Consider the following 22,080-nt stretch of genomic DNA (forward strand, 5'->3'; position numbering starts at 1 on the left):
AAATATATTGGGGGGAAAGTTATGGATGTAATACTAGATTTTCAATTTAAGTTGGACAAAGGTATTGTAATAAACACCTTAAAATCCTATTGCGAGTTTATAACTGATGAAGAAATAGATTCTATGTATAATAACTTATTGCCTGTACTCTATGATTCAGTGCAACCTGCTGCTATTTTTACAATAGAACAAAAGGGAGAAGACTTTAAATTTGATGTAATTCAAGATTGTAAGCATATAGTTTATTGTGTTATTACTATGGGCGATAAAGTTACAGAGCAGGTTAACCAATTATTTTCCTATGGGAGAATGAAGGATGGTATGGTACTAGACGCTATGGCTACTTCATATTTGTTTGAACTTAGCTATCAACTTTTTAAAGAAATTTATGAAAAATGTAATAAACTAGGACTAGGTCTCAGCTGCAGAATTGCACCAGGTGATGGAGAAATACCTTTATGGTATCAAAAAAACATATTAGGTAAACTAGATGCAGAAAACTTTCTAGGTATCACTATGGTAGATGACTGTATGCTATCATCTGTAAGGAGTATGGCTTATATATATGGAGCAGACGAAAAAAGAGAGTCCAATAAGAAGGATCATGATTGCAGTAAATGCAATAATAGGGATTATTGCAGTATGAAAAAGATATAAGGAGGACTATATTTATGTGGGCAATTATTATTTCCCTATGCATTGGTGCAGCTATTGGATATTTTATAAATTTATCAGATAAACAAAAAAACTATAATAGCAAGCTTCAACAAATAGGAGTTGTCTTTCTCTTGTTCTGTATGGGTGCATCTGCTGGTGCTAATAAATCCATTGTAAATAACCTAAAAAATATAGGTCAAATATCAGTAACTTTTGCAGTTTTGACCTCTATATTCAGCATTATATTAGTGTTTTTTATCACTTCACGTTTTATGAAAGTGAGGGAGAATAATGACTAAAATCATACTAGTTGCAGTTACCTTAGGAATGCTCTGTGGATACTTATTGCTGCCTGAAAGTTTTATTGGTAACTTGAATACTTTATCTACTATAGCATTAAACTTTTTGATACTTTCTGTGGGAATAGACGTTGGTTCAAATAAAAACCTTCTTAGTGACTTAAAAAAGAATGGTATTGGAATTATACTAATACCAATATGTATAGTGCTAGGAAGTCTTGTAGGTGGGCTTATGACCGCACTTATTTATGGCCTTCCTCTAAAATCCAGTTTATCTATAGCTTCAGGCTTTGGATGGTATAGTCTTTCTGGAATACTACTTACAAACCTTGAAAATGCACAGGTAGGAACTATAGCTTTTCTTACAAATGTTTTTAGAGAGCTTATAGCTGTGATATTGATTCCTATATTGGCTACTAAACTTAATCACTATACTGCCATAGCTCCTGCTGGAGCTACCTCTATGGATACTACGCTGCCTCTAATAGCAAAAGCAACTACGCCTCAAATCGCAGTGGTCTCCTTTCTAAACGGAGCAATATTGACTTCTTTAGTTCCTATTTTAATAACATTTTTTTATACATTATAAACAAAAAACAGAGAGAAGACATATAGGTACTTCTCTCTGTTCTTCTTTATGCTACTTTATCTTTTCTCTGTCCAGCAGTTTTCTTTTCATATCTTGAATACATTATTAACGCAACAATTGTAAAGAATAGTGGTCCAGCAATCATCCATATTGTAGAGCTCATGTCGCCTCTTGTTGCCGGTTCTATTATTGTAAAGAAGTTAGCAAAAGCTACTGTAAAAGTAACTATTATTGATGCAGTTAAAGCACTACCATAACTTTTGTAAACTTCAAAAGGCTTTATAATTTCTTTTTTCTTCTTAAATTGTGCAAAGGCTCCAGATAAGAAAAGATATGGTATTGTCATTGCTACGTTAGTCATTAAAACTAATTTTGAGAAGAATTGAGCTGCTCCTTCTCCTCCAAAGGATACCAATAGTATAAAAACTATAACAGTTATACATTGAATCCACATAGCATTTTTAGGCATTCCATTTTCAACTATTCCCATTTTTCCAGGCCATAACTCAGCTGGAGTACCTTCTATTAATTGTTTTAATGGAGCATAAGATAGTGTAAAGAATGCTCCTGTTAACGCTAAGAACATTGATACTCCTACAAATCTAGCTACCCAAGCACCTAAAGTAAGAGCAGCAGCTTCGCCTAATCCAAATCCTAACCCTAACTGATATCCTAAGTTTTGCATTACTACATATGCAACGTTACCCATGTGTACTCCTTTTACAGATAGTACTTGACTCCAGTTAGTGAATATACCACATAGGAATATACCTACTGAATAACCTATAGAAATAACTATTGCAGCAAAGGTAACTCCCTTAGGGAATGTAACTTCTGCATTTTCAGTTTGGTCTACTAATCCACCAACAACTTCTATACCGCCATAAGCAAATATAGCAAAAACTAGGAATGACAATACTCCAAAGCCAGTTTGATAGGATGGATTAGGTGATTGTATAAAAGATGTTGCAGAAACAACAGGTTCTGCTAATTTACCACCACTTGTTATCAATACTATTATTGCTCCTATTATTAACACTACATTTAATAACGTAACAGCAGTTCCTCCTACAGAAGTAACTTTAGTTATCTTCTCTAATCCTCTAGATGCAGTAAATGTAACTAATATAATCCATAGTACACCTAGTAAACCTAAAGTTTGTGTTGAATTTAATCCAGGTATAGCCCAAGCTGCAGTTGTGTCTCTTCCGAATATACCATTTGATAGCGGAATCCAAATAGAAGAACATATGTTAACCATCCAAATTATGTAGGATGCAAACCACATGAATGTACCTATAAAGGCATATTTAGGTCCTACAGACTTTTCCATCCATGAGTAAATTCCACCCTTTTCATTTTTAAATGCTGCACCATATTCAGCCATCATAAAGGCATATGGAATAAAGAAGGCTATTCCAGATATGATATACCAAGGAATAGCAGCATAGCCCATTAAGTAAAAGGATCTAGGCATATTTGCAAATCCAAATACTGAAGTAAAAATCATTAAAACCAATGATACCATAGTCAATTTTTTATTATTATTTGTATTTGATGACATTCAGCTTCCTCCTCATCAAAAATATTTTGTTTAAATTTGTCAATTGACAAACCTTATTATAAACCATTGTTAAAGATTTTACAACATTTTAAGTTAAAGTTTTATGTTTTGCGACATTTTACCTATCTATGCTTTGTATTTTTCAAATAAACACTTCTTTTTGTTTAAAAAATATCATTCAATCATTATATTTTTTAACAATTATATATTAAAATGCCCTAAATTATATAAATTCATGTATTTGTTTTGATAGTTAAATATGCCAATAGAATAAATTTAATAAGCTCTGGAGAGTTTCTCCAGAGCTTACGGAATTATCTTTTTCGTATAAATTTTTTATATACAAGATCTGCTGTTATTGCTAAAAGCAAGAAAGCAGAAAGTAATATTTGCAGCTTATCTCCTAATGCTGGACTAAAATAGGCTGCTGTCTGAATTATTAACAAAACACTTCCTGTTATAATAAGAAAATTTATTTTAAAACTAATATATTTTTTATCTACTCCTTTTGCATCTAGCATAAGCTTCTTTCTAACAGATTTACTATATTTCATTCCTATTCCTTGAATAACACCTGTAAGTCCTAAAAGGGTCATTAAACTATTCATTAAACTAGCATTTGCATCCATCCCCAAACCTCCGCTTCTAGAAATTAATAAAAATAATTGATAATAACTTACTAAAAATTATAACATGTATAGAGGAAAATTTCAAAATTTTTTGTATAATCCAAGTGTCCACTAATTATTCTGCCAGTAATAACTATACTTATATTTGAATTTAACTATTTACAATGTTATTATTTATTTATAAATTTACTACAAAGTTGAAAAGGAAGTGATTTTATGAACTTGAGCAAAATTAAAGGAAATACTTACTATATAGATGCCGCTACAAATTCTGGTATCTTTGTATTTAAAAATAAGAACTGTCTTATAATTGACACTGGCTCAAATAATACAGAGGCAAGAAAAGTAGAGCAGGCTATCCAGGAAAATAACCTTCATCCTAAATACATTATAAATACTCATAACCACTTAGATCACTGTGGTGGAAATCACTATTTTCAAAAAAATTACCCTGGCTGTCTAGTATATACTTCCTTAAGGGAAAAACTCTTCATGGAGAATCAAGAACTTCAACCTTCTATTCTGTCTTCTTCTTCCCCTATGAAGTCCATTGCCAGCAGCAATAAACCTATTAATGTAGATTTTATTCTTGATTATGGTATAAATAAAATTAACGATGAAAAGTTTGAAATAATCCCTTTAAAAGGTCACTCAATAGAACAAATAGGAATAATCACACCTGAAAAAGTTTGTTTTCTTGGTGATTCAATATTTAGTGAAGAAATATTAGAAAAATACTCATTTCCATACCTTTACAATATAGACGAGAGTATTAATACCTTAAATAGAATTAAAGAACTTGATGCTGACTACTTTGTCATTAGTCATTCCAGCTCTATTTTAAATAGGGAGCAAATTATATCTCTTTCAGATAAAAATTTGGAGAATATAAAAAGATATGAAAAACAAATTTTAGATCTTTTAGACCAACCCTTAACTCGTGAAGATATATTAGAAAACATAACTATACTAAATGATTTATCTCTTAATTTTTACCAGTATCATTTAAACTTTGCTGGTGTTTCTGCTTTCATAGCCTATCTCTACTCAAAAGATCTAATCAATTACTCAATAGAGGACGGAAAACTGTATTATTATAAAAAGTCAGAGTAGTTAAAGTATCATTAATTTGTTAACATAGGATAAAAGAGCACTTCCACATTGTTTTGCAGAAGTGCTCAAAACTTTACTATTACAAATTTACAGTTACTTTATAAGATTATTTAGTTCCTGTTTCTTCTTCAAAATTCATTAAGCTATGGCTCTTACCATAAGCAAAGTATACAATAAATCCAAGTGCTATCCAAATTACAAATACCATCTTTGTGAAGTTAGGTAAGTTGTATATTAAGTATAGACAGAAGATTATTGCAATTACCGGAGTAACAGGTGCTCCTGGACATTTAAATGGTCTATTGAAATCTGGCATCTTCTTTCTAAGAACTATAACTGATGCTGAAACTACACAGAAGGCTGCAAGTGTTCCTATATTTGTCATTTCTGCAAGTTTTCCAATTTGAACAAAGCCTGAAAGCACCATTGTCATAACACCAACAAGTAATGTACTCTTTACAGGTGTTCCAAACTTTGGATGAACTTCTGCAAAAACAGTTGGTAATAATCCATCTCTTGATAGTGAGAAAAGTAAACGAGTTGAACCGAATGTCATAACAAGTAAAACTGAAGTTATACCACATACTGCTCCAACAGATACCAATGCTGATCCCCAGTTAATTCCTACCTGCGCTAACGCATAAGCAACTGGAGCTGCATTATTATGATATTGTGCATATGGAACCATACCAGTTAATATAGCTGAAACTATAATGTATAAAACTGTACATACTAAAAGTGATCCAACTATACCTATAGGTAAATCTCTTTGAGGATTCTTAACTTCCTCTGCTGCCGTTGAAACTGCGTCAAATCCGATATAAGCGAAGAATATGATTGCTGCACCCTTAAATACGCCACTAACTCCATATGGGAAGAATGGGTTCCAGTTAGCTGGGTTAACATGTCCTACACCAAGTGCTATAAATATAATAACTACTGCTAGTTTAATTACAACTAGTATATTATTTAACTTAGCACTTTCACTAACGCCTCTTAAAAGGAATAATGTAATAATAAATAGAATTATAACCGATGGTAAGTTTACAATACCTCCATTTTGTCCTGGTGGATTACATAATGCTGCAGGAACATTTATTCCTCCTGCTTTAAGTAATGATACAATATAACCTGACCAACCAACTGCAACTGCCGCAACGGCAACTACATATTCTAGTACAAGGTCCCATCCTATGATCCATGCCCAAATTTCCCCAAGTCCAACATACCCGAAGGTATAAGCACTACCGGCTACTGGGATCATAGCTGCAAGCTCAGCATAACATAGCGCTGCAAAAGAACAAGCAATACCTGAAAATACAAATGATAATACCAATGCTGGTCCAGCATAGTCTGCTGCAGCAACCCCTGTAAGAACGAAGATACCTGTACCAATTATAGCTCCTATACCAAGCATGGTAAGCTCGAATGCTCCAAGAACCTTTTTAAGCCCTTTTCCTTTACTTGCTGTCTGAGCCAACAGACCTTCAATCGACTTGGTCCTGAAGATAGATTTGTTGTTACTAGCCATTTGCTACACTCCTCTCAAAATTTAAAATTTTAGGAACTGTTTAAAATTTATTGAATTTTTTAACTATTGTAATTATAGCACACAATTCGGACAAACTTCTACTTGTCGGAATATTTTGAATATTTTGTAAACATTTTTTGAAATTTTAACCAAACCCACTAAAATCAACGGATACAAATATTGGCATGAATTATATAACCTAAAACTGTCAAAAAAAATTTTTTTATTTTTTATTTTTGTCTTCAATTTGTATTTTTTTTGCACAATTAGAATATATATTTTTCTTATTTTAAAATTATATTTATTTTCTAACAATTATTTATTAGAATATTCAATTTCTTAAACATATTAATACCTTTTTAGTCTTTTATTGCGTTAAAATAATAATGAAGGTATGCAATTATACCTTCATTATCACTAATCAATATATTTATATTAAACTAACATTTTTAAAATAACTTTCCGCTGATCTTTCCTCCATCTTTGACTATAATTCCAAAGTCATGTATTTCTACTACTTCCCCTTCGTATTGAACTTCCTGTCCTGACTCTAAATCTTTAACCAAACTCTTTGAAGGTTCATTAATGTAAATCTTCCCTTTATTTGTTATATATATATTGTCTTTATTAACCCTTTCTTCCAAGGTTAAAATTTTCCACTGATCTCTCGGCTTCTTTAGACTGGCAACAAATATTTTTTTAACCTTCTCATCTTCTCCATTTCCAATATATACATTATCTTCACTGTCTGAAGCCAAAAGATAATGTATAGCATTTTCTCCTGTAGCTATAGGATTTTTTAAGCCGACTACTCTTATTCTATTATAGGTTACATCCTGATAAACTAACCTATCCTCTTTATTCAATGCAGTTATCTCACCTAGCTTACCATTATAGTATTTTGTTTCCTCTAGCTGTGCCATTACATTTATACGGTAAAGTTTACTCCTTACCCCTTCTCTACCAACCTTAACGTAGGTTACATTTGTGGCAGTAGAAAGAGCTATGTCTAAAACCTCGTATTTTCCATCTAACAGTGGTATCTTTAATTCCTTATTATTTTCATCACTTAGAGGGAGCTTTTCATCTTTTTTAGCATTGTAGGATTTAAACTTTAAATAGTTTCCAAGATTGCCATTGCTATATTTTTCAGCTACAAGCATTATATCTCTGTCTGGCAACCACTTATATGAAGAGAGTTTTCCACCATCCTCAAAGGTTATTTCTTTTTTCTTGTTATTTGATGTATCTATAACTTTAATACTTTCATCTTCATAATAAGAAATGTATTTCCCATTATAGGAAGCTTTAATATTTTTAGCCTCATCACCAACTTTAACATTAATTTTATTCGGTCCTTTTTTTGTAGCTACATCTATTTTTTTAGTATTAAAGCTGGTTTCATCATTTAAGTAAAATTGATCTATATAAAATATTCCTAATAATTCTAAAGTTATCGGTATTAAAGTCCATAAGATTATTTTCTTAAATCCTTTCATTATTACACTCTCCTCTAAGGTTTTACATATAAAGCGGTGGCTATAGTTCTTTCTCCATTCCAGTCACAAGGATCATTTATAACTTCTCCATTAAAGTACATTGTTGAAGAAGATCCTCCATCAAGATTACTTGCATTTACAGCCCCCTGCTGCAGGAGTATATTCTGAAGTTCTTTTAGAGTTGCACCAGGTTTTAATCCTTTTCTTCCATCTATAACTACCATTATGATAGTTCCGTCTTCCTTCTGCCCTATAGCAGTTCTAGGGTTTAACCCCTCATCCTCTACAGCGACAGTCTTGCCATTTATTATCAGTGTATTTCTAAAGGATACCGCTTCAACAACTCCCTGTTTTCTCAAATCTTCTAAGGTGTGATCTCCAACAATCAATTTTCCGTCAGCAGTGAATGCTGTAACATTTACTCTTTCGTTAGCATTGATGTCACTATACACTGTTTTTCCGTCAGATATAACAATTCCTTCTGGATATGCTCCTGTTCCAGCCCACAGCTTTCCATTAGATGATCTATCTGTGAATCCTCCTCCATTGATTGCTGCGATAGCTCCATTTTCTTCAGCTATCTCACTAGTTCTCTGACCTACTTCTCCTAATTTTTTCGTATATCCAATCTTTATTCTTGTAGGATCTTTAATTTCTAGGATATAGCCGTCAAACTTTTTAGTATGTATATCATATCTATCTATTCCTTTGTCTGCTACATGGGCTACCTTAATTCCCCCTAAATTTTCTGATTCACTACTAGTAGTTTCACCACTTTTAGAGCTCTTTAAAATTTCATCTATTTCATCCTTTGATAGAAAGGTAGTAGCTATATACTGGTGGGTAAAAGTTGCCATTGCAGTTCCTACCATAGTTCTTTTAACATTTTCAAATGGTCCATAAAAAACAATAAGGGGAGTTGTTACCGCCGCCACTATAAATTCATAGATTAAAAATACTATTATCATTTTCCCTAAAGATTTTTTTCTTTTTTTCTTCGTCCTTCTTTCTGGCTTTTTTTCTATATCTTTCATTTTTACCTCCAAACTTAGTTATAGGCCTCATATATTTATTAAGTATTCATAACATATTTTACTATTATCTTAACATTATTTCTAGGCTTCCCCCCTATTCTAATTCTTAACTTTTTATTAAGTGTTGTTCTCCACTTAAAACAATACTAATAAAAAGGTGAGCTACATTCCACTAATGCATCTCACCTTTCCTACCTTGCTTATTCAATTATTCCTATATCTTTTCTATAATAAATTCCTTGAAAATCAATGTCTCTTAAGTTATCATAGGCTGATTTTCTTGCTTCTTCCATATTCTTGCCTAAGGACTGAACAGAAAGAACTCTTCCCCCGCTAGTTGTAAAGATATCATTTTCATATTTTACTCCAGCACCAAAAACTTTAGATGCATGATTTAAACCCTTAATCGCAAATCCAGTGTCATATTTACTAGGATATCCTCCTGAAGCAGCCACAACGCAGCAGGAAGCCCCATTATTCCATTCTACTTTGTATTGTGATAACTTCTTGTCTAAGGCTGCTTGTATCAAATCTACAAAGTCAGTTGCCATTAATGGTAGTACTGCTTGAGTTTCCGGATCTCCCATTCGGACATTGTATTCTAGAAGGTATACTCCTTTTTTAGTAATCATAATACCGAAAAAAATTATTCCTATATAGTTCAATCCTTCTGATTTTATACCTCTTAAGGTTCCTTCCATAATATTTTTCTTGAAAGAGCTTAGAATTTCCTCTGTACAATAGGGATTCGGGCATATAGCACCCATTCCTCCTGTATTTGGACCATTCCCTCCGTCATATATCTGTTTATGATCCTTAGCAGACATAAATGGTATTATTGTTTCTCCATCTGTTATAGAAAGTATAGAAGCTTCAACTCCCTCTAAAAACTCTTCAATTACTAATCTTTTTCCTGATCCTTTGAAAATATCCCTTACCATAAAGTCAATTATGGTATTTTCAGCTTCCCTGCAGGTTTCACATATAACAACACCTTTTCCCGCAGCTAATCCATCCGCTTTAACTACAACTGGATATTCACAACTTTTAATATAATCTAGAGCTTTATCCTTATCTTCAAAAACTTCATAAGCTGCAGTTTTAATTCCATACTTCTTCATAAAATCTTTTGAATATGCCTTACTGCCCTCTAACATTGCTCCATCCTTTGATGGACCAAAGATTTTTAAATTTCTCTTCTTAAACTTGTCTACTATTCCCTTGATAAGAAAATCTTCTGGTCCTATTATTGTTAAATCTATTTTGTTTTTTTCAGCAAAATCAGCAAGTTCTTCTATGTCTTTTATATGAACATTTTCACACTTTTCTTCAACAGCAGTACCGCCATTGCCAGGTGCACAATATATTTTTTCTACTAAAGGGTTCTGAGCTACCTTCCATGCAATAGCATGTTCTCGTCCTCCAGAGCCAACGATTAGAACTTTCACATATATTTCCTCCAATCATAATTATGTTTGAACCTAATATATATTTTAAAATTTTCTATTATTCTAATGCTTAAAGTGTCTCATCCCGGTAAATACCATAGCTATTCCCTCTTTATTGCATTCCTGAATAGACTGCTCATCTCCTATTGAACCACCAGGTTGAATTATAGCTTTTATTCCGTACTTAGCTGCTTCCTGAACTACATCTTCAAAGGGGAAGAATGCATCAGAAGCAAGTACAACTCCATCCCCAGCTCTTTGGAGGGCCTCACTAGCTGCCCAGATTCTGTTAACCTGTCCACCACCAATTCCTTTTGCCATTCCATCCTTTACCACTACAATAGCATTGGATTTTACATACTTGCAAACTTTCATTCCAAACAATAAATCCTGCAATTCCTTTTCTGTAGGTTTAGCAGTTGTTACAACCTTTAATTCAGTTATTAACTTATCATCTGCTGACTGTATTAGTATTCCTCCATCTACCTTTGATAGTTCTGTTTTACCTTCTGGTTTTACAGCACATCTTATTACTCTCAAATTTTTCTTTGCTGTTAAAACTTCTAACGCATCTTTGTCAAAATCCGGTGCAATTACAATTTCTAAAAATATCTTAACTAATTCCTCTGCAGTCTTCTTATCAACCCTTCTATTTAAAGCTACAATACCTCCAAAAATTGAAGTAGTATCGCATTCATATGTCTTTAGGTAGGCGCCATATATGTCTTCTCCTAATGCTACACCACAAGGGGTGTTATGTTTTACTGCACAACAAGCTGGTTCATCAAATTCATTAGCTACCTTCCAAGCTACATCCATATCTTTTATATTATTATAGGAAAGTTCTTTTCCATTTAATTGTTCAAAATCCCTCATTGCTCCCTTTTCTACAGTAGAAGTATAGTAAGCAGCACTTTGGTGAGGGTTTTCACCATATCTTAAACTCTGACATTTTCTATATGAAAGTGTTAAGTACTCAGGATACTCATCCTCTAGTAAAAAGTTACTTATTGCTGCATCATAGGCTGACATAAGATTGAAAACCTTGCCTGCAAGTTTTTTTCTTGTGTTAAAGTCTACTTCCCCATTGTCTTCTATTTGTCTTGTTATATCACTATAGTCTGATGTATCTGTAAGAACTATAACGTCCTTAAAATTTTTAGCTGCCGCCCTAATCATAGTTGGTCCGCCAATATCAATAAACTCCACCTTTTCTTCAAAGCTTAAATCCTCTTTTACCTTATCGAAAAAAGGATAAAGATTAACAACCACCATATCTATTGGCTTTATATCTTTTCTTTCTATAGTGTCCATATGTTCTTTTTTATCTCTTATGGCTAAAATTCCACCATGTATAACTGGATGCAGCGTTTTAACTCTTCCATCTAGTATCTCTTCAAAACCTGTTACTTCTGAAATCTCAGTTACATTTATATTATTATCTTTCAAATACTTATATGTGCCTCCAGTAGATAATATTTCTACCTTCATACTTACTAAAAATCTTGCCAAATCTAATACTCCATCTTTATTGAAAACACTTATTAATGCTCTTTTTAACATTTTTGTCCCTCCTTATATTTCCCTATAGTCAAGAGTATCCTCTTAGACATTTATGTATCATTAATCTTCTATAATGACTTTTCTCCCCTTTACCTTAACTTTTTCCTGGGAAATAAGCTTTATCGCCTCTGGTAAAGCTCTATGTTCTTCATCTAATACTCTTTTCTGCAGGTTTTCGGCAGTATCATCAGCATACACTGGCACAGTTTTTTGAACTATAATAGGTCCTGTATCTGTGCCTTCATCTATAAAATGCACTGTGCAACCGGATAGCTTTACACCATACTCTATAGCCTTTTGATGTACTTTAATACCATACATACCTTCTCCGCAAAAGGATGGTATTAAAGACGGGTGTATGTTAATTATTTTGTTTTTAAACTTTGAAATTAACTTTCCTTCTAATATAGAAAGCCATCCCGCACATACAATTAAATCTATCTTTCCTTCTAATAATTCTAAAATTTTATCTGAAACCTTATCTTTATAAAGACTTCTGTCTATAATATAAGTATTTATATTATGTTTTCTACACCTCTCTAGTGCATACACATTGTCTCTATCGCTTATTACAGCTTTAATACTGCAGTTTGATAAATAACCAATGTTAACAGAATCTATTATGGATTGAAGGTTTGTCCCTCCTCCAGACACCAATACGGCTATATTAAACATATCTTTCTCCTCCAAAAGTAATTTAAATTACTACCTTTGATGCAACTCAACCAGTTTGAATTCTTGTCGCTGGAACTAACTTAGACTAAAACAACTTCTTTTTTCCCTTTTTTAATGTATCCAATCTTATAAGCCTTCTCTCCAAGTTCCTTTAATTCTTTTATTATTTCTTCTTCATCCTGCTGTTTAACACAGAGGACAAAACCAATACCCATATTAAAGGTATTAAACATATGTCCTTCATCAGCACCTAGCTCTATTAGGTGCTTAAATATCGGATGAATTTCTAAACTTTCCCTCATTATAACTGCGGTATACTGATTCTTAAACATTCTTGGTATGTTCTCATAAAATCCACCGCCAGTGATATGTGCCATTCCCCTAATCTCGAAGTTTTCTAATAGCTTCAATATTGGTTTAACATATATTTTAGTTGGAGTCAATAGCACTTCTCCTATTTTGCTTCCGTTAAAATCCTTATCCAAGTCAGTTACAAGTTTTCTTATAAGGGAATATCCATTACTATGGGGACCACTGGAGGCAATGCCAATTAATACATCGCCTTCTTCAATTTTACTTCCATCTATTATATCTTCTTTTTCAACTACACCTACGGCAAAACCTGCTATATCGTATTCTCCTTCGCTATAAAAGCCAGGCATTTCCGCTGTTTCTCCACCTATTAAAGCACATCCAGCTTGAATGCAGCCTTCCGTAACGCCTTTAACTAAGTCTGCTGCAGTTTCCGCTTCTAATTTACCACAGGCTAGGTAGTCTAGAAAAAAGATAGGTTCCGCTCCATGACATAGGATATCATTAACACACATAGCTACACAATCAATACCTACAGTATCATATTTATTTGCTTTAAAAGCTATTTGCAGCTTTGTACCTACTCCATCAGTGCCAGAAACAAGAACTGGATTTCTATATTTACCTAACTCAAACATTCCTGCAAAGCTTCCCAGTGTGTTCAAAACTCCAGGAATAAAGGTTTTCTTAACCTGCTCCTTCATGAGCTCTACAGATTTATATCCTTCTTCTATATTAACTCCGGAATCCTTATATGTTACCACTTTATCACCCCAACTTAAAAAATTTAAATTACTTAACCTAAATGTTCCTTTGGCAGTTCCATTGGTGCTGAAACTGGATAAATACCATTAAAACATCCTAGACAAAAACCTTTGTCTTCGCCTAAGGATTTCAAAAGTCCTTCCATACTTATATATCCCAGGCTGTCTGCACCTATTTTTTCTTTTATATCATCTACCGAATTGCCACTACCTATAAGCTCACTTCTGTATGGAGTATCTATTCCAAAGTAACAAGGATATCTTACCATTGGAGATGAAACCCTAAAATGCACCTCACTGGCTCCAGCTCTTCTAAGTATTTCTACAAGTCTTCTGCTGGTGGTTCCTCTTACGATAGAGTCATCTACAATAACAACTCTCTTTCCATATACGTTAACCTTTAATGGGTTTAGCTTAACAGCTACAGCTCTCTCTCTCATCTCTTGTGATGGAGTTATAAAGGTTCTTCCTACGTACTTATTCTTTATAAATCCTATGCCATAGGGAATTCCTGATGCTTCTGCATATCCAACTGCAGCTGCAATACCTGAATCTGGAACTCCTATAACTATATCTGCCTCTGCAGGACTTTCTTCAAATAGCTTTCTCCCTGCTCTAACTCTAGAATCATATACATTTATATCATCTATACAGCTATCTGGTCTTGCAAAATATATATATTCAAAGGCGCAGGTTTCACATTTAGTCTTTTCCGATAACTTTAAAGATTTAATTCCTTCTTTGTCTATTACAACAATTTCTCCTGGTTCCACATCTCGTATAAAATCAGCACCTATGGAGTCTAAAGCACAACTTTCCGAGGATAATATATAGCTTTCATTTACTTTTCCAATACATAATGGTCTTATTCCATTTGGGTCTCTTACACCTATTAGCTTATCTTCTGTAAGAAGCACGATAGCAAAGGAACCTTTTATGGCCTGTACGGTATCTACAACTGCTTTTTCTATTCCTTTTTTAGCTCCTCTGGCAATGAGATTTAAAATAACTTCTGAATCTATTGATGTTTGAAATATACATCCACCTTCTTCTAAAAGTTCTCTAACTACATCTGCATTTACAAGATTACCATTATGTGCAATAGCAATAGATCCCAACTTATACTGTCCAACTATAGGTTGGGCATTGCTAGCACTGCTAGAACCCGTTGTAGAATACCTAACATGTCCTATAGCTGATGTACCCTTTAGTTTTTCCAGTACATCTTTATTAAAAACATCACATACTAATCCCATTTCTTTATAGCTTTTTAGCTCCTGTCCGTCAGATACAACTATACCGGAACTTTCTTCCCCTCTGTGCTGAAGCGCATATAATCCATAATAAGTTACGGATGCAACATCTAACTCTTCTGTTGAAAATATCCCGAAGACTCCGCACTCATCTTTAAATTTATCCTCTTCCAGATCAAATATATCATCCTGATTTAAATTAATCATCTTACTCATTCCCCCTATTTCCAATTGATGGTGGAAGTGGGCCAGTTACAATTAACAATACTCGCCTTGTTTACTGCTTTACCTTAGTGTTAAAAACTGACCTATTATCACTAACTTATTCTTCTTAATATCTCTTCATAGGCTTCTCTAACATTGCCCATATCTCTTCTAAATCTATCCTTATCAAGCTTTTCTTTTGTTTTTGCATCCCAAAATCTACAAGTATCCGGTGATATTTCATCTGCAAGAATTATTTCACCATGGAATTTTCCAAACTCTAACTTGAAATCTATGAGATTTATACCCTGTTGTAGGAAGAATTCCTTTAACACATCATTAATCTTTGCTGCCATGTTAAATATAACTTCCAGTTCCTTAAAGGTAGTAAGTCCAATCCCAACTGCATGGTATTCATTTATAAGAGGGTCTCCTAATAGATCATTTTTATAGCTTAATTCAAACACTGTAGTTTTCAGTTCCATTCCCTCTTCTAGTCCAAGCCTCTTTGCCATACTTCCAGCGGCTGTGTTTCTTACTATAACTTCAAGAGGTATTATTTCAACTTTTTTACAAAGCTGTTCTCTATCATTTAACTTTTTAATAAAATGAGTTTTTATTCCCTTCTTTGCAAGAAGCTCAAATAGCATTGAAGCTATGATGTTGTTCATAACGCCCTTATCTTCTATCTGACCTTTCTTTTCACCATTAAAGGCTGTGGCATCGTCCTTATAATAAACTACCACTTTATCCGCTTCCTCTGTTGAATACACCTTTTTTGCTTTTCCCTCATATAACATTTCTCTTTTTTCCATATTATAATTCAACTCCTTCTTCATTTTCCTTTATAAACTTTTCCTTCATTGTTGCCCTAAAGTCTTTTAACTTTTCTTTGATCTCTGGGTACTTTAAGGATAGTATCTGAACTGCTAACATGCCTGCATTATAACTATTATTAATACCTACAGTAGCTACTGGAATTGACTTAGGCATCTGAACTATTGAGAGCAGTGAATCTATCCCCGAAATAGCTGCATTAATTGGAACACCTATTACAGGAAGAACTGTATGAGATGCAATGACCCCTGGAAGATGTGCTGCCAGTCCTGCTGCGGCAATTATACATTCACAACCTTTATCTTCTAAGTTCTTAATAGTTTCTACTAACTTCTCTGGTACTCTGTGGGCTGAAAGTACGTAGGCACTATGTTCAATATTAAATTGTCTTAAAATCTCAGCAGCACCTTTCATCATCTCAGTATCAGATTTACTGCCAAATATAATTGCAACTTTCATGTAAATTCCCCCTCACTTTTAATTACAATTGGACCTATAATAAAATAAAAATTTGCTGCAGAATCCATGGAGAATCCCGCAGCAAACTTTTCACACTTCATATGTAATAAACAAATATTACCCTACATTATAGTTTAGGTTATGCTAACATAGATTCACCCATAGACAGAAAATTTACGGTTTTCTCGTAGAGACTTCTGAGCCCTATTCTCAGAATTATATGGATGTTTCAAATATTTACTTTTATGTATTTATGGTATCATATAACAAAGTATAAATCAATACAATAATTAATTTTTAAATAAAATAGTTCACCTATATACGTACTTTATATTATTTAGTCATTGCTAATATTCGTAATATTGTCAGTTTTCCTTTTAAAATCAATATATATTAGATTCAAAATCTAATTATCTAAGAAACCTATACTTTCACCTGAAAAAATAATGTTATAATCGATATATGAAGTGAAACTAAAAATCTAGAGACGTAGCTTTCCTAGTACTCTCTCTTTTCCAAGAGAGAGTACTAGGAAAGCTACGCATCGGATAAAAACACTTGATAGGAAAGGAAGGAAAAGACATGGATGTATTAATTCTTTTATTGATTATTATTTTAGTTATATTTATTAGTAGAAACAATCTAAAGAAAAGAACTGAGGAGTTAACAAATAACCTGGAGAACTTTAATAAAGAAATTAGAAAGAGCTTTACTGATATGTGTGAAATTAAGCAGGAAGAATTATTAAATTCATTAACTCCAAAACATAGAAACATTTTAAATAGCATATTAGAAAACAACTTTAATTACGCTGGTAACCATTGGGCAATACAACAACAAATTTTCCAACAACAGGAACTTTTTATGGAATTAAATAAAGTAAGGGAGGCAAGAAAATGAAATTAGTTTGTATCGGTGATAGTTTAACTACTGGATATGGTGTTTTCAGAAATGAATGTTGGGTTCAACTAGTTAGTAATAACCTAAATATTGAAATTATCAATAAAGGTTCTAACGGAGATACAACTGCTGGAATGCTTTCAAGGTCCTATACTGATGTTATTAAAAATAATCCTAGTCATGTTATCATTATGGGAGGATGTAACGACTTTATGGGAGGGCGTTCTTTAAACATGGTGACAGAAAACCTAAGTGAGTTAGTAAAGGAAGCTATTCATCATAACGTTATTCCTATTATTGGTATAGAACCTTTTATCGATAAGGCCCTAGCTGAAAGAAAATGGAGTAGAGCTGTGGATTACGATGAAATAAATAATGTTATATCTAGCTATAGGAGTTGGATTATTAAATTTACTAAAGATAATTGCATAAATCACTTAGATTTTTACCATTGCTTTGATGAGAATTTAAAAGCAAAGAATCCAAGGGAGCTGTATATAGACGGACTACATCCAACTGCTCTTGGACACAAGCTTATGGCTGATTGTGTTACTAACCTTCTTCAAGCCATGAAACTATCGCTTTAGCAACACCAGTTCTACTGTTTGAAAAGGCATGATCTGAGTTAAATACTACTTCTTTTATACAATTGTTATTTTTTTCTCTCAATGCATTTATAAGAGATGTGTGGTGTATCCTTATAGGTGCCTCCTTATCCCTGACTCCTGCTATTAAAAGAAGTGAATGCTTAGAAAGTTCTTCTACATAATTTGTTATATTAAACTCCTTTTTATTGTCTAAGCATTCCTTAACCAAAGCCTGAGAAGAAGTTCCTTTGAGTGGTTGTACATTTTCCTGCCATTCATCTATATAATTTAGCACCTCTTCACTGTTACCATAAATACTTTCTGCAAAAGCTCCTGCATTAAAACCAGCAATAGATACAACTTTCTTTATTTCTTCCTTCTTAGCAGCAGTGATAAGTGCAGCAAAGCCTCCCATACTATGGCCTATCAGTATTATATTATTTCTGTCTACCCGAAGTTTGAAAGCCTGCTCTGATTTTAAAAATTCTATAGAAGCTTCTACATCTTCCAGCACATTACTAAAAGAATACTCCCCTTCACATCCCCAAGAACCTCTGTAGTGAAAGGTAAACACATTATATCCAATTCTTCTTAGTATTTGGGCTAAATCCATGTTTTGCTCATAACCAGGAAATCCATGAAGTAAGTTTACTGTTGGATGTGGTCCTTTCCCCTGAGCCAAATACATAGTGCCTATTAACTGCTTTCCTTTACTTCTAAAAAATACAGCCTTTAAATCTTCGCTATACTCTTTATCAAATTGCTGGGAATCCATAAATAATGATTCCAGATTCATTTACGTTACCTCCTAACTCTATTAATATAATTATTAATAAATTTATTTAAGAAATGTGTTACACTTATTGAATTATTTCATAGTATATAGTATACTATATTTGTATTAAGAAAAGGTTTACAAGTAACTTTTTTGCTAAAACCGGTTTAAATCGTTTAATTTATATAAATTTAAGGGGGAGTACTATATGAATACTACATGTTGCCTTTCGGGGATTAATGAATTAAAGGACCAAATTGAGGAACTGATATCTAAATCAGGATTTCCAGTTAAAGACATACTAAAAGATTTTTCTAACGACTATAGATTAAAAGATTTTGAGGAAAGTCTAACTCCAGGATCAATAGACTATACAAACTATTGGGACAGCTTTGTAGATTAACGCATATAATAACCTCATTAACAACCTATAAAGTTGTCAATGAGGTTATTACTATTTTGATTTTATTATAATACCTTCCTTAACTGTTCTGGACTATATTCTTTTATCATCTTGCTGTTTGATTCGTCTCTCACTATAAGATCTACTTTTCCATTTTTCATTTTCAGTATATTGCCTTTAATTTTAGTTCCGATAACATTTACAGGAGTTTTAACGACAAGTTCTCTTATGTCATCACTTTCACAGTAATTACATACCATCTCATTAGTTACTACTCTTTTACACTCTCCGCAGTAATAAAGTCTGTCCATAATATTACCTCCCAACATGTTGTTTTATCTTAGTTTTCAATTAAAATTTATTAATTGACTACATATAGTATATATTCTATCTTTTCTGAAAATTTCCTCTTTTTTAAAAGAACTTACTATATCCTTTTATAATATAGTATTTCACTAAGGCTGGAACTTCCCTTACATATCCTATAAATTCATGGCGCTTATAAGGTTTAACAAATACACCTGAAAAACTGCTTTTTATTCCTTGCTGTTTTGCCATCAATGACGCTCTCTTAAGATGATATTTATTAGATACTATAATGGCTGTCTCTAATCTTTTCTCCCTCATGACAGCCTGACTATTTATTAAATTTGCCATTGTTGAACCAGACATGTCTTCCACAAGTATTTTCCCGTCATCCACTCCTTTGGACAACAAATATCTCCTCATTGCTTCTGCCTCAGATATTTCTTCTCCTGGTCCCTTACCCCCGGAAACTATAATGTATTTCCCATATCCATCTCTATATAACTTAAGAGCATGTTCTGTTCTCCAGACTAAAAAAGGGCTAGGGGTTTTCCCATAAACCTGACAACCAAGTACAATTATGCAGTCAGACTTCTCTGGTTTAGAACTCTCTCCAAAGTAAATTATATTAAAAGTTGTAATCACTAGTAATATTAAAACTGCTGCTAAAGCTATTTTCATTATCTTCAACATAACCTCCTCCTTTATTTCTTATGCTTTCATTTTATGTTATGCTTTCCAGTAATGCAACAACATAAAAATAAAAGACGACGCAACCCAGGAAACAATTCCCAAGCTACGCCGTCTTTTGCTACTACTGTGGAAGTAGTGTGAATCTTAATATAAACAATGCCGCAAGTACATATACTATTGGATGCACCTCTTTAGCTTTTCCTGTTGCAAGCTTTACTATAGGATAGAATATTATTCCCGCTGCTATCCCGTTTGCTATACTATAACTAAAAGGCATAATAGCTATTGTAAAGAATGCTGGTAATGCTTCTGTAAAATCATCAAAATTAATCTTAGTTACTGCACCCATCATAAGTACTCCAACTATAACAAGTGCTGGTGCTGTTGCTTCTGCTGGAACTACTCCAACTAGTCCACCAAAGAACATTGCTAGTATAAATAAAACTCCTGTTGTAAAGGCTGTAAGTCCTGTTCTTCCACCTTCTGATATACCAGATGTAGATTCTACATAAGTTACTACTGTACTAGTTCCAAGCATTGAACCAAAAGTAGTTGCTAAAGCATCTGATAAAAGAGCTTTATTCATATTTTTAACTCTTCCATCTTTATCAATCATCTTTGCCTTTTGTGCTGTTCCAACTAAAGTTCCTATTGTATCAAACAAGTCTACTAAACTGAAGGTTATAACAACCATTACTAAGCTTGTGAAAGCTCCTACCATACCAGCCTTACCAAGTCCTAAAAGACCTTGGAAGTCAAAGGCAAAGAAAGTTGGCGCTAGTGATGGAGGTGCACTTATAATTTTTATTCCTTCAAGATGAGTAATTCCAAATGGAATTCCAACTACCGTTGTAATTATTATTCCTAAAAGCATTGACCCTTTAATTCCTCTTGACATTAAAACCCCTGTAATAACTATTCCTATAAGTGTAACTAGTGCATGAGGATTTGTAAAGCTTCCAAAGCTAACTAAAGTTGCTGGGCTTGCTACGATAATACCACCACTTTTAAGTCCTATAAGGGCTATGAAAAGTCCTATACCACCAGATATTGCAAGCTTAAGATTATGTGGAAGTGCATCTACTATTTTTTCTCTAATTGATGTTACTGTAATTACTATAAAAAGAAGTCCTGACACAAATACCGCAGCTAATGCCTGCTGCCAAGTATATCCCAAAGTTAAACATACACTATAAGTAAAGAAAGCATTCAATCCCATTCCTGGGGCCTGAGCAAATGGTAAATTAGCATAAAGAGCCATTACAAAAGTACCAATCGCTGCTGCAATACAGGTAGCACCAAATACTGAAGCTACTACAGGGTCATTTATTGCTGATATACCTGCTTTAACTGCTGCTTCTCCAACAAGTCCCTGAGAATTCATTCCTGACTGCATTAAAATGCTTGGATTTACGAATATTATGTATGCCATAGTTATAAAAGTAGTAATTCCAGCAATTATTTCTGTTTTTACTGTTGTATTATTCTCTGTTAGTTTAAAAAATGAGTCCAAAAAGGATTTTTTTTCTTCTTCAGGTTTAACCTTTTCCATATACATATTTATTTTCCTCCTTTAAATAAAAAAGTTTCTACTTCGGATTATGAGTAAACCCGAAGCAGAAACCTAAATACAAAGGAGCTGCTTTGACGGATTCACCCATAGTCAGATATTTACGGTAATCTGGTAGATACTCTCGAACCATATTTTCAAGATTATACGGATGATTCATTAAATTATTAATTTTTATTCACCTTACATTTAATATATTATCACTTCTAATTGCAAAAGTCAATATGTTTAATGTGATTTTCATCAAAACGTTCTGGTACTGACAGAGAAAAACCAATTAAATAACATTGATCATTCGTATCAGTACGAACTTTGCCTTTAACTCCTTTTGTACACTCCAAATAGTATTTAGAACTTTAAATGAAACTCCTTCTCCTTTTAGTCGAATGAGTAAGCGATTCACTGCAAATCAGAGA

Annotated in this window: 23 protein-coding genes and 2 riboswitches; of the genes, 7 read left to right on the top strand and 16 right to left on the bottom strand. The window is 33.2% G+C overall.

The features are described from left to right. Nucleotides 1-21: 21 nt before the first annotated feature. The 3 genes from P8V03_RS01170 to P8V03_RS01180 are packed head-to-tail and all read left to right on the top strand — an operon-like array spanning nt 22 to nt 1,545. Nucleotides 22-657, top strand: a complete 636-nt coding sequence (locus P8V03_RS01170; RefSeq protein WP_318796450.1) for a 5-methyltetrahydrofolate--homocysteine methyltransferase — start codon at nt 22-24, stop codon at nt 655-657. 14 nt (nt 658-671) lie between these two features. Then, nucleotides 672-956 (top strand): LysO family transporter, encoded by a 285-nt coding sequence (locus P8V03_RS01175; RefSeq protein ID WP_261670900.1) that lies wholly within the window; start codon nt 672-674, stop codon nt 954-956. Further along, entirely contained in the window at nt 949-1,545 is a 597-nt protein-coding gene (locus P8V03_RS01180; RefSeq protein WP_318796451.1) for a LysO family transporter, read from the top strand. Before P8V03_RS01175 ends, P8V03_RS01180 begins: the two co-directional genes overlap by 8 nt. 46 nt (nt 1,546-1,591) lie before the next feature. On the opposite strand, the gene yjeM is transcribed toward P8V03_RS01180, so the two are convergent. Both yjeM and P8V03_RS01190 read right to left on the bottom strand, forming a co-directional pair. After that, nucleotides 1,592-3,109 (bottom strand): glutamate/gamma-aminobutyrate family transporter YjeM, encoded by a 1,518-nt coding sequence (yjeM, locus tag P8V03_RS01185; RefSeq protein WP_318796453.1) that lies wholly within the window; start codon nt 3,107-3,109, stop codon nt 1,592-1,594. Nucleotides 3,110-3,423: 314 nt separating this feature from the next. Next, nucleotides 3,424-3,738: a hypothetical protein gene (locus P8V03_RS01190; RefSeq protein WP_261670903.1), complete on the bottom strand. Its 315-nt coding sequence runs from the start codon at nt 3,736-3,738 to the stop codon at nt 3,424-3,426. A gap of 216 nt (nt 3,739-3,954) precedes the next feature. On the opposite strand from P8V03_RS01190, the gene P8V03_RS01195 reads away from it, so the two are divergent. Further along, the gene (locus P8V03_RS01195; protein WP_318796454.1) at nt 3,955-4,851 is read left to right on the top strand and encodes an MBL fold metallo-hydrolase; all 897 of its coding nucleotides are present in this window, start codon (nt 3,955-3,957) and stop codon (nt 4,849-4,851) included. A 106-nt stretch (nt 4,852-4,957) separates the two neighbouring features. On the opposite strand, the gene bcaP is transcribed toward P8V03_RS01195, so the two are convergent. From bcaP to purE, 10 genes are all read right to left on the bottom strand, one after another. Next, on the bottom strand, nt 4,958-6,382 hold the full coding sequence (gene bcaP / locus P8V03_RS01200) for a branched-chain amino acid transporter BcaP (protein WP_318796455.1): 1,425 nt from the start codon (nt 6,380-6,382) through the stop codon (nt 4,958-4,960). Nucleotides 6,383-6,831: 449 nt separating this feature from the next. Beyond that, complete coding sequence (locus tag P8V03_RS01205; RefSeq protein ID WP_318796456.1) at nt 6,832-7,881, bottom strand: hypothetical protein; 1,050 nt, start codon at nt 7,879-7,881, stop codon at nt 6,832-6,834. A gap of 14 nt (nt 7,882-7,895) precedes the next feature. Next, a complete protein-coding gene (locus P8V03_RS01210) occupies nt 7,896-8,915 on the bottom strand; it encodes a phosphodiester glycosidase family protein (RefSeq protein ID WP_318796457.1) in 1,020 nt (339 codons plus the stop codon). Nucleotides 8,916-9,115: 200 nt separating this feature from the next. Beyond that, the gene (gene purD, locus P8V03_RS01215; protein WP_318796458.1) at nt 9,116-10,363 is read right to left on the bottom strand and encodes a phosphoribosylamine--glycine ligase; all 1,248 of its coding nucleotides are present in this window, start codon (nt 10,361-10,363) and stop codon (nt 9,116-9,118) included. Nucleotides 10,364-10,426: 63 nt separating this feature from the next. Next, entirely contained in the window at nt 10,427-11,926 is a 1,500-nt protein-coding gene (gene purH / locus P8V03_RS01220) for a bifunctional phosphoribosylaminoimidazolecarboxamide formyltransferase/IMP cyclohydrolase (protein ID WP_318796459.1), read from the bottom strand. Nucleotides 11,927-11,986: 60 nt separating this feature from the next. Continuing rightward, on the bottom strand, nt 11,987-12,601 hold the full coding sequence (gene purN / locus P8V03_RS01225; RefSeq protein ID WP_318796460.1) for a phosphoribosylglycinamide formyltransferase: 615 nt from the start codon (nt 12,599-12,601) through the stop codon (nt 11,987-11,989). Between the two features lie 80 nt (nt 12,602-12,681). After that, nucleotides 12,682-13,677 (bottom strand): phosphoribosylformylglycinamidine cyclo-ligase, encoded by a 996-nt coding sequence (gene purM / locus P8V03_RS01230; RefSeq protein ID WP_318796461.1) that lies wholly within the window; start codon nt 13,675-13,677, stop codon nt 12,682-12,684. 32 nt (nt 13,678-13,709) lie between these two features. Beyond that, on the bottom strand, nt 13,710-15,137 hold the full coding sequence (gene purF, locus P8V03_RS01235) for an amidophosphoribosyltransferase (protein WP_318796462.1): 1,428 nt from the start codon (nt 15,135-15,137) through the stop codon (nt 13,710-13,712). A gap of 110 nt (nt 15,138-15,247) precedes the next feature. Beyond that, nucleotides 15,248-15,949, bottom strand: a complete 702-nt coding sequence (gene purC / locus P8V03_RS01240) for a phosphoribosylaminoimidazolesuccinocarboxamide synthase (RefSeq protein ID WP_318796463.1) — start codon at nt 15,947-15,949, stop codon at nt 15,248-15,250. A 1-nt stretch (nt 15,950) separates the two neighbouring features. Continuing rightward, the gene (gene purE / locus P8V03_RS01245; protein WP_318796464.1) at nt 15,951-16,430 is read right to left on the bottom strand and encodes a 5-(carboxyamino)imidazole ribonucleotide mutase; all 480 of its coding nucleotides are present in this window, start codon (nt 16,428-16,430) and stop codon (nt 15,951-15,953) included. Between the two features lie 142 nt (nt 16,431-16,572). Beyond that, nucleotides 16,573-16,674: riboswitch (purine riboswitch) on the bottom strand. A 338-nt stretch (nt 16,675-17,012) separates the two neighbouring features. On the opposite strand from purE, the gene P8V03_RS01250 reads away from it, so the two are divergent. Next, nucleotides 17,013-17,330, top strand: coding sequence for a hypothetical protein (locus P8V03_RS01250; RefSeq protein ID WP_318796465.1), 318 nt, complete (start codon nt 17,013-17,015; stop codon nt 17,328-17,330). Then, a complete protein-coding gene (locus P8V03_RS01255; protein ID WP_318796467.1) occupies nt 17,327-17,917 on the top strand; it encodes a GDSL-type esterase/lipase family protein in 591 nt (196 codons plus the stop codon). The genes P8V03_RS01250 and P8V03_RS01255 overlap by 4 nt, the downstream gene beginning before the upstream one ends. Here P8V03_RS01255 and P8V03_RS01260 read toward each other — a convergent pair. Then, complete coding sequence (locus P8V03_RS01260) at nt 17,883-18,713, bottom strand: alpha/beta hydrolase family protein (RefSeq protein ID WP_318796468.1); 831 nt, start codon at nt 18,711-18,713, stop codon at nt 17,883-17,885. The genes P8V03_RS01255 and P8V03_RS01260 overlap by 35 nt on opposite strands. A 187-nt stretch (nt 18,714-18,900) precedes the next feature. Here P8V03_RS01260 and P8V03_RS01265 point away from each other — a divergent pair, with 187 nt between their 5' ends. Then, entirely contained in the window at nt 18,901-19,095 is a 195-nt protein-coding gene (locus tag P8V03_RS01265) for a hydrolase (RefSeq protein WP_261670917.1), read from the top strand. A gap of 65 nt (nt 19,096-19,160) precedes the next feature. Here P8V03_RS01265 and P8V03_RS01270 read toward each other — a convergent pair whose 3' ends face one another. The 3 genes from P8V03_RS01270 to P8V03_RS01280 form a co-directional block, all read right to left on the bottom strand. Next, nucleotides 19,161-19,406, bottom strand: coding sequence for a hypothetical protein (locus tag P8V03_RS01270; RefSeq protein ID WP_261670918.1), 246 nt, complete (start codon nt 19,404-19,406; stop codon nt 19,161-19,163). 103 nt (nt 19,407-19,509) lie between these two features. Beyond that, nucleotides 19,510-20,094: a YdcF family protein gene (locus P8V03_RS01275; RefSeq protein WP_318796470.1), complete on the bottom strand. Its 585-nt coding sequence runs from the start codon at nt 20,092-20,094 to the stop codon at nt 19,510-19,512. 121 nt (nt 20,095-20,215) lie between these two features. Next, nucleotides 20,216-21,652 carry an NCS2 family permease gene (locus P8V03_RS01280; protein ID WP_318796471.1) on the bottom strand — a complete coding sequence of 479 codons (1,437 nt, stop codon included), beginning with the start codon at nt 21,650-21,652 and terminating at the stop codon, nt 20,216-20,218. An 82-nt stretch (nt 21,653-21,734) separates the two neighbouring features. Continuing rightward, a riboswitch (purine riboswitch) is annotated at nt 21,735-21,835 on the bottom strand. Nucleotides 21,836-22,080: the final 245 nt, after the last annotated feature.

Source organism: Clostridium tanneri (assembly GCF_033659955.1).
Lineage (GTDB): Bacteria > Bacillota > Clostridia > Clostridiales > Clostridiaceae > Clostridium_AM > Clostridium_AM tanneri.

Bases quoted from the DNA above. Each gene is read 5' to 3' on its own strand.
- P8V03_RS01170 (WP_318796450.1), top strand. From the start codon at position 22: ATGGATGTAATACTAGATTTTCAATTTAAGTTGGACAAAGGTATTGTA.
- P8V03_RS01175 (WP_261670900.1), top strand. From the start codon at position 672: ATGTGGGCAATTATTATTTCCCTATGCATTGGTGCAGCTATTGGATAT.
- P8V03_RS01180 (WP_318796451.1), top strand. From the start codon at position 949: ATGACTAAAATCATACTAGTTGCAGTTACCTTAGGAATGCTCTGTGGA.
- yjeM (WP_318796453.1), bottom strand. From the start codon at position 3,109: ATGTCATCAAATACAAATAATAATAAAAAATTGACTATGGTATCATTG.
- P8V03_RS01190 (WP_261670903.1), bottom strand. From the start codon at position 3,738: ATGGATGCAAATGCTAGTTTAATGAATAGTTTAATGACCCTTTTAGGA.
- P8V03_RS01195 (WP_318796454.1), top strand. From the start codon at position 3,955: ATGAACTTGAGCAAAATTAAAGGAAATACTTACTATATAGATGCCGCT.
- bcaP (WP_318796455.1), bottom strand. From the start codon at position 6,382: ATGGCTAGTAACAACAAATCTATCTTCAGGACCAAGTCGATTGAAGGT.
- P8V03_RS01205 (WP_318796456.1), bottom strand. From the start codon at position 7,881: ATGAAAGGATTTAAGAAAATAATCTTATGGACTTTAATACCGATAACT.
- P8V03_RS01210 (WP_318796457.1), bottom strand. From the start codon at position 8,915: ATGAAAGATATAGAAAAAAAGCCAGAAAGAAGGACGAAGAAAAAAAGA.
- purH (WP_318796459.1), bottom strand. From the start codon at position 11,926: ATGTTAAAAAGAGCATTAATAAGTGTTTTCAATAAAGATGGAGTATTA.
- purN (WP_318796460.1), bottom strand. From the start codon at position 12,601: ATGTTTAATATAGCCGTATTGGTGTCTGGAGGAGGGACAAACCTTCAA.
- purF (WP_318796462.1), bottom strand. From the start codon at position 15,137: ATGATTAATTTAAATCAGGATGATATATTTGATCTGGAAGAGGATAAA.
- purC (WP_318796463.1), bottom strand. From the start codon at position 15,949: ATGGAAAAAAGAGAAATGTTATATGAGGGAAAAGCAAAAAAGGTGTAT.
- purE (WP_318796464.1), bottom strand. From the start codon at position 16,430: ATGAAAGTTGCAATTATATTTGGCAGTAAATCTGATACTGAGATGATG.
- P8V03_RS01250 (WP_318796465.1), top strand. From the start codon at position 17,013: ATGGATGTATTAATTCTTTTATTGATTATTATTTTAGTTATATTTATT.
- P8V03_RS01255 (WP_318796467.1), top strand. From the start codon at position 17,327: ATGAAATTAGTTTGTATCGGTGATAGTTTAACTACTGGATATGGTGTT.
- P8V03_RS01260 (WP_318796468.1), bottom strand. From the start codon at position 18,713: ATGAATCTGGAATCATTATTTATGGATTCCCAGCAATTTGATAAAGAG.
- P8V03_RS01265 (WP_261670917.1), top strand. From the start codon at position 18,901: ATGAATACTACATGTTGCCTTTCGGGGATTAATGAATTAAAGGACCAA.
- P8V03_RS01270 (WP_261670918.1), bottom strand. From the start codon at position 19,406: ATGGACAGACTTTATTACTGCGGAGAGTGTAAAAGAGTAGTAACTAAT.
- P8V03_RS01275 (WP_318796470.1), bottom strand. From the start codon at position 20,094: ATGTTGAAGATAATGAAAATAGCTTTAGCAGCAGTTTTAATATTACTA.
- P8V03_RS01280 (WP_318796471.1), bottom strand. From the start codon at position 21,652: ATGTATATGGAAAAGGTTAAACCTGAAGAAGAAAAAAAATCCTTTTTG.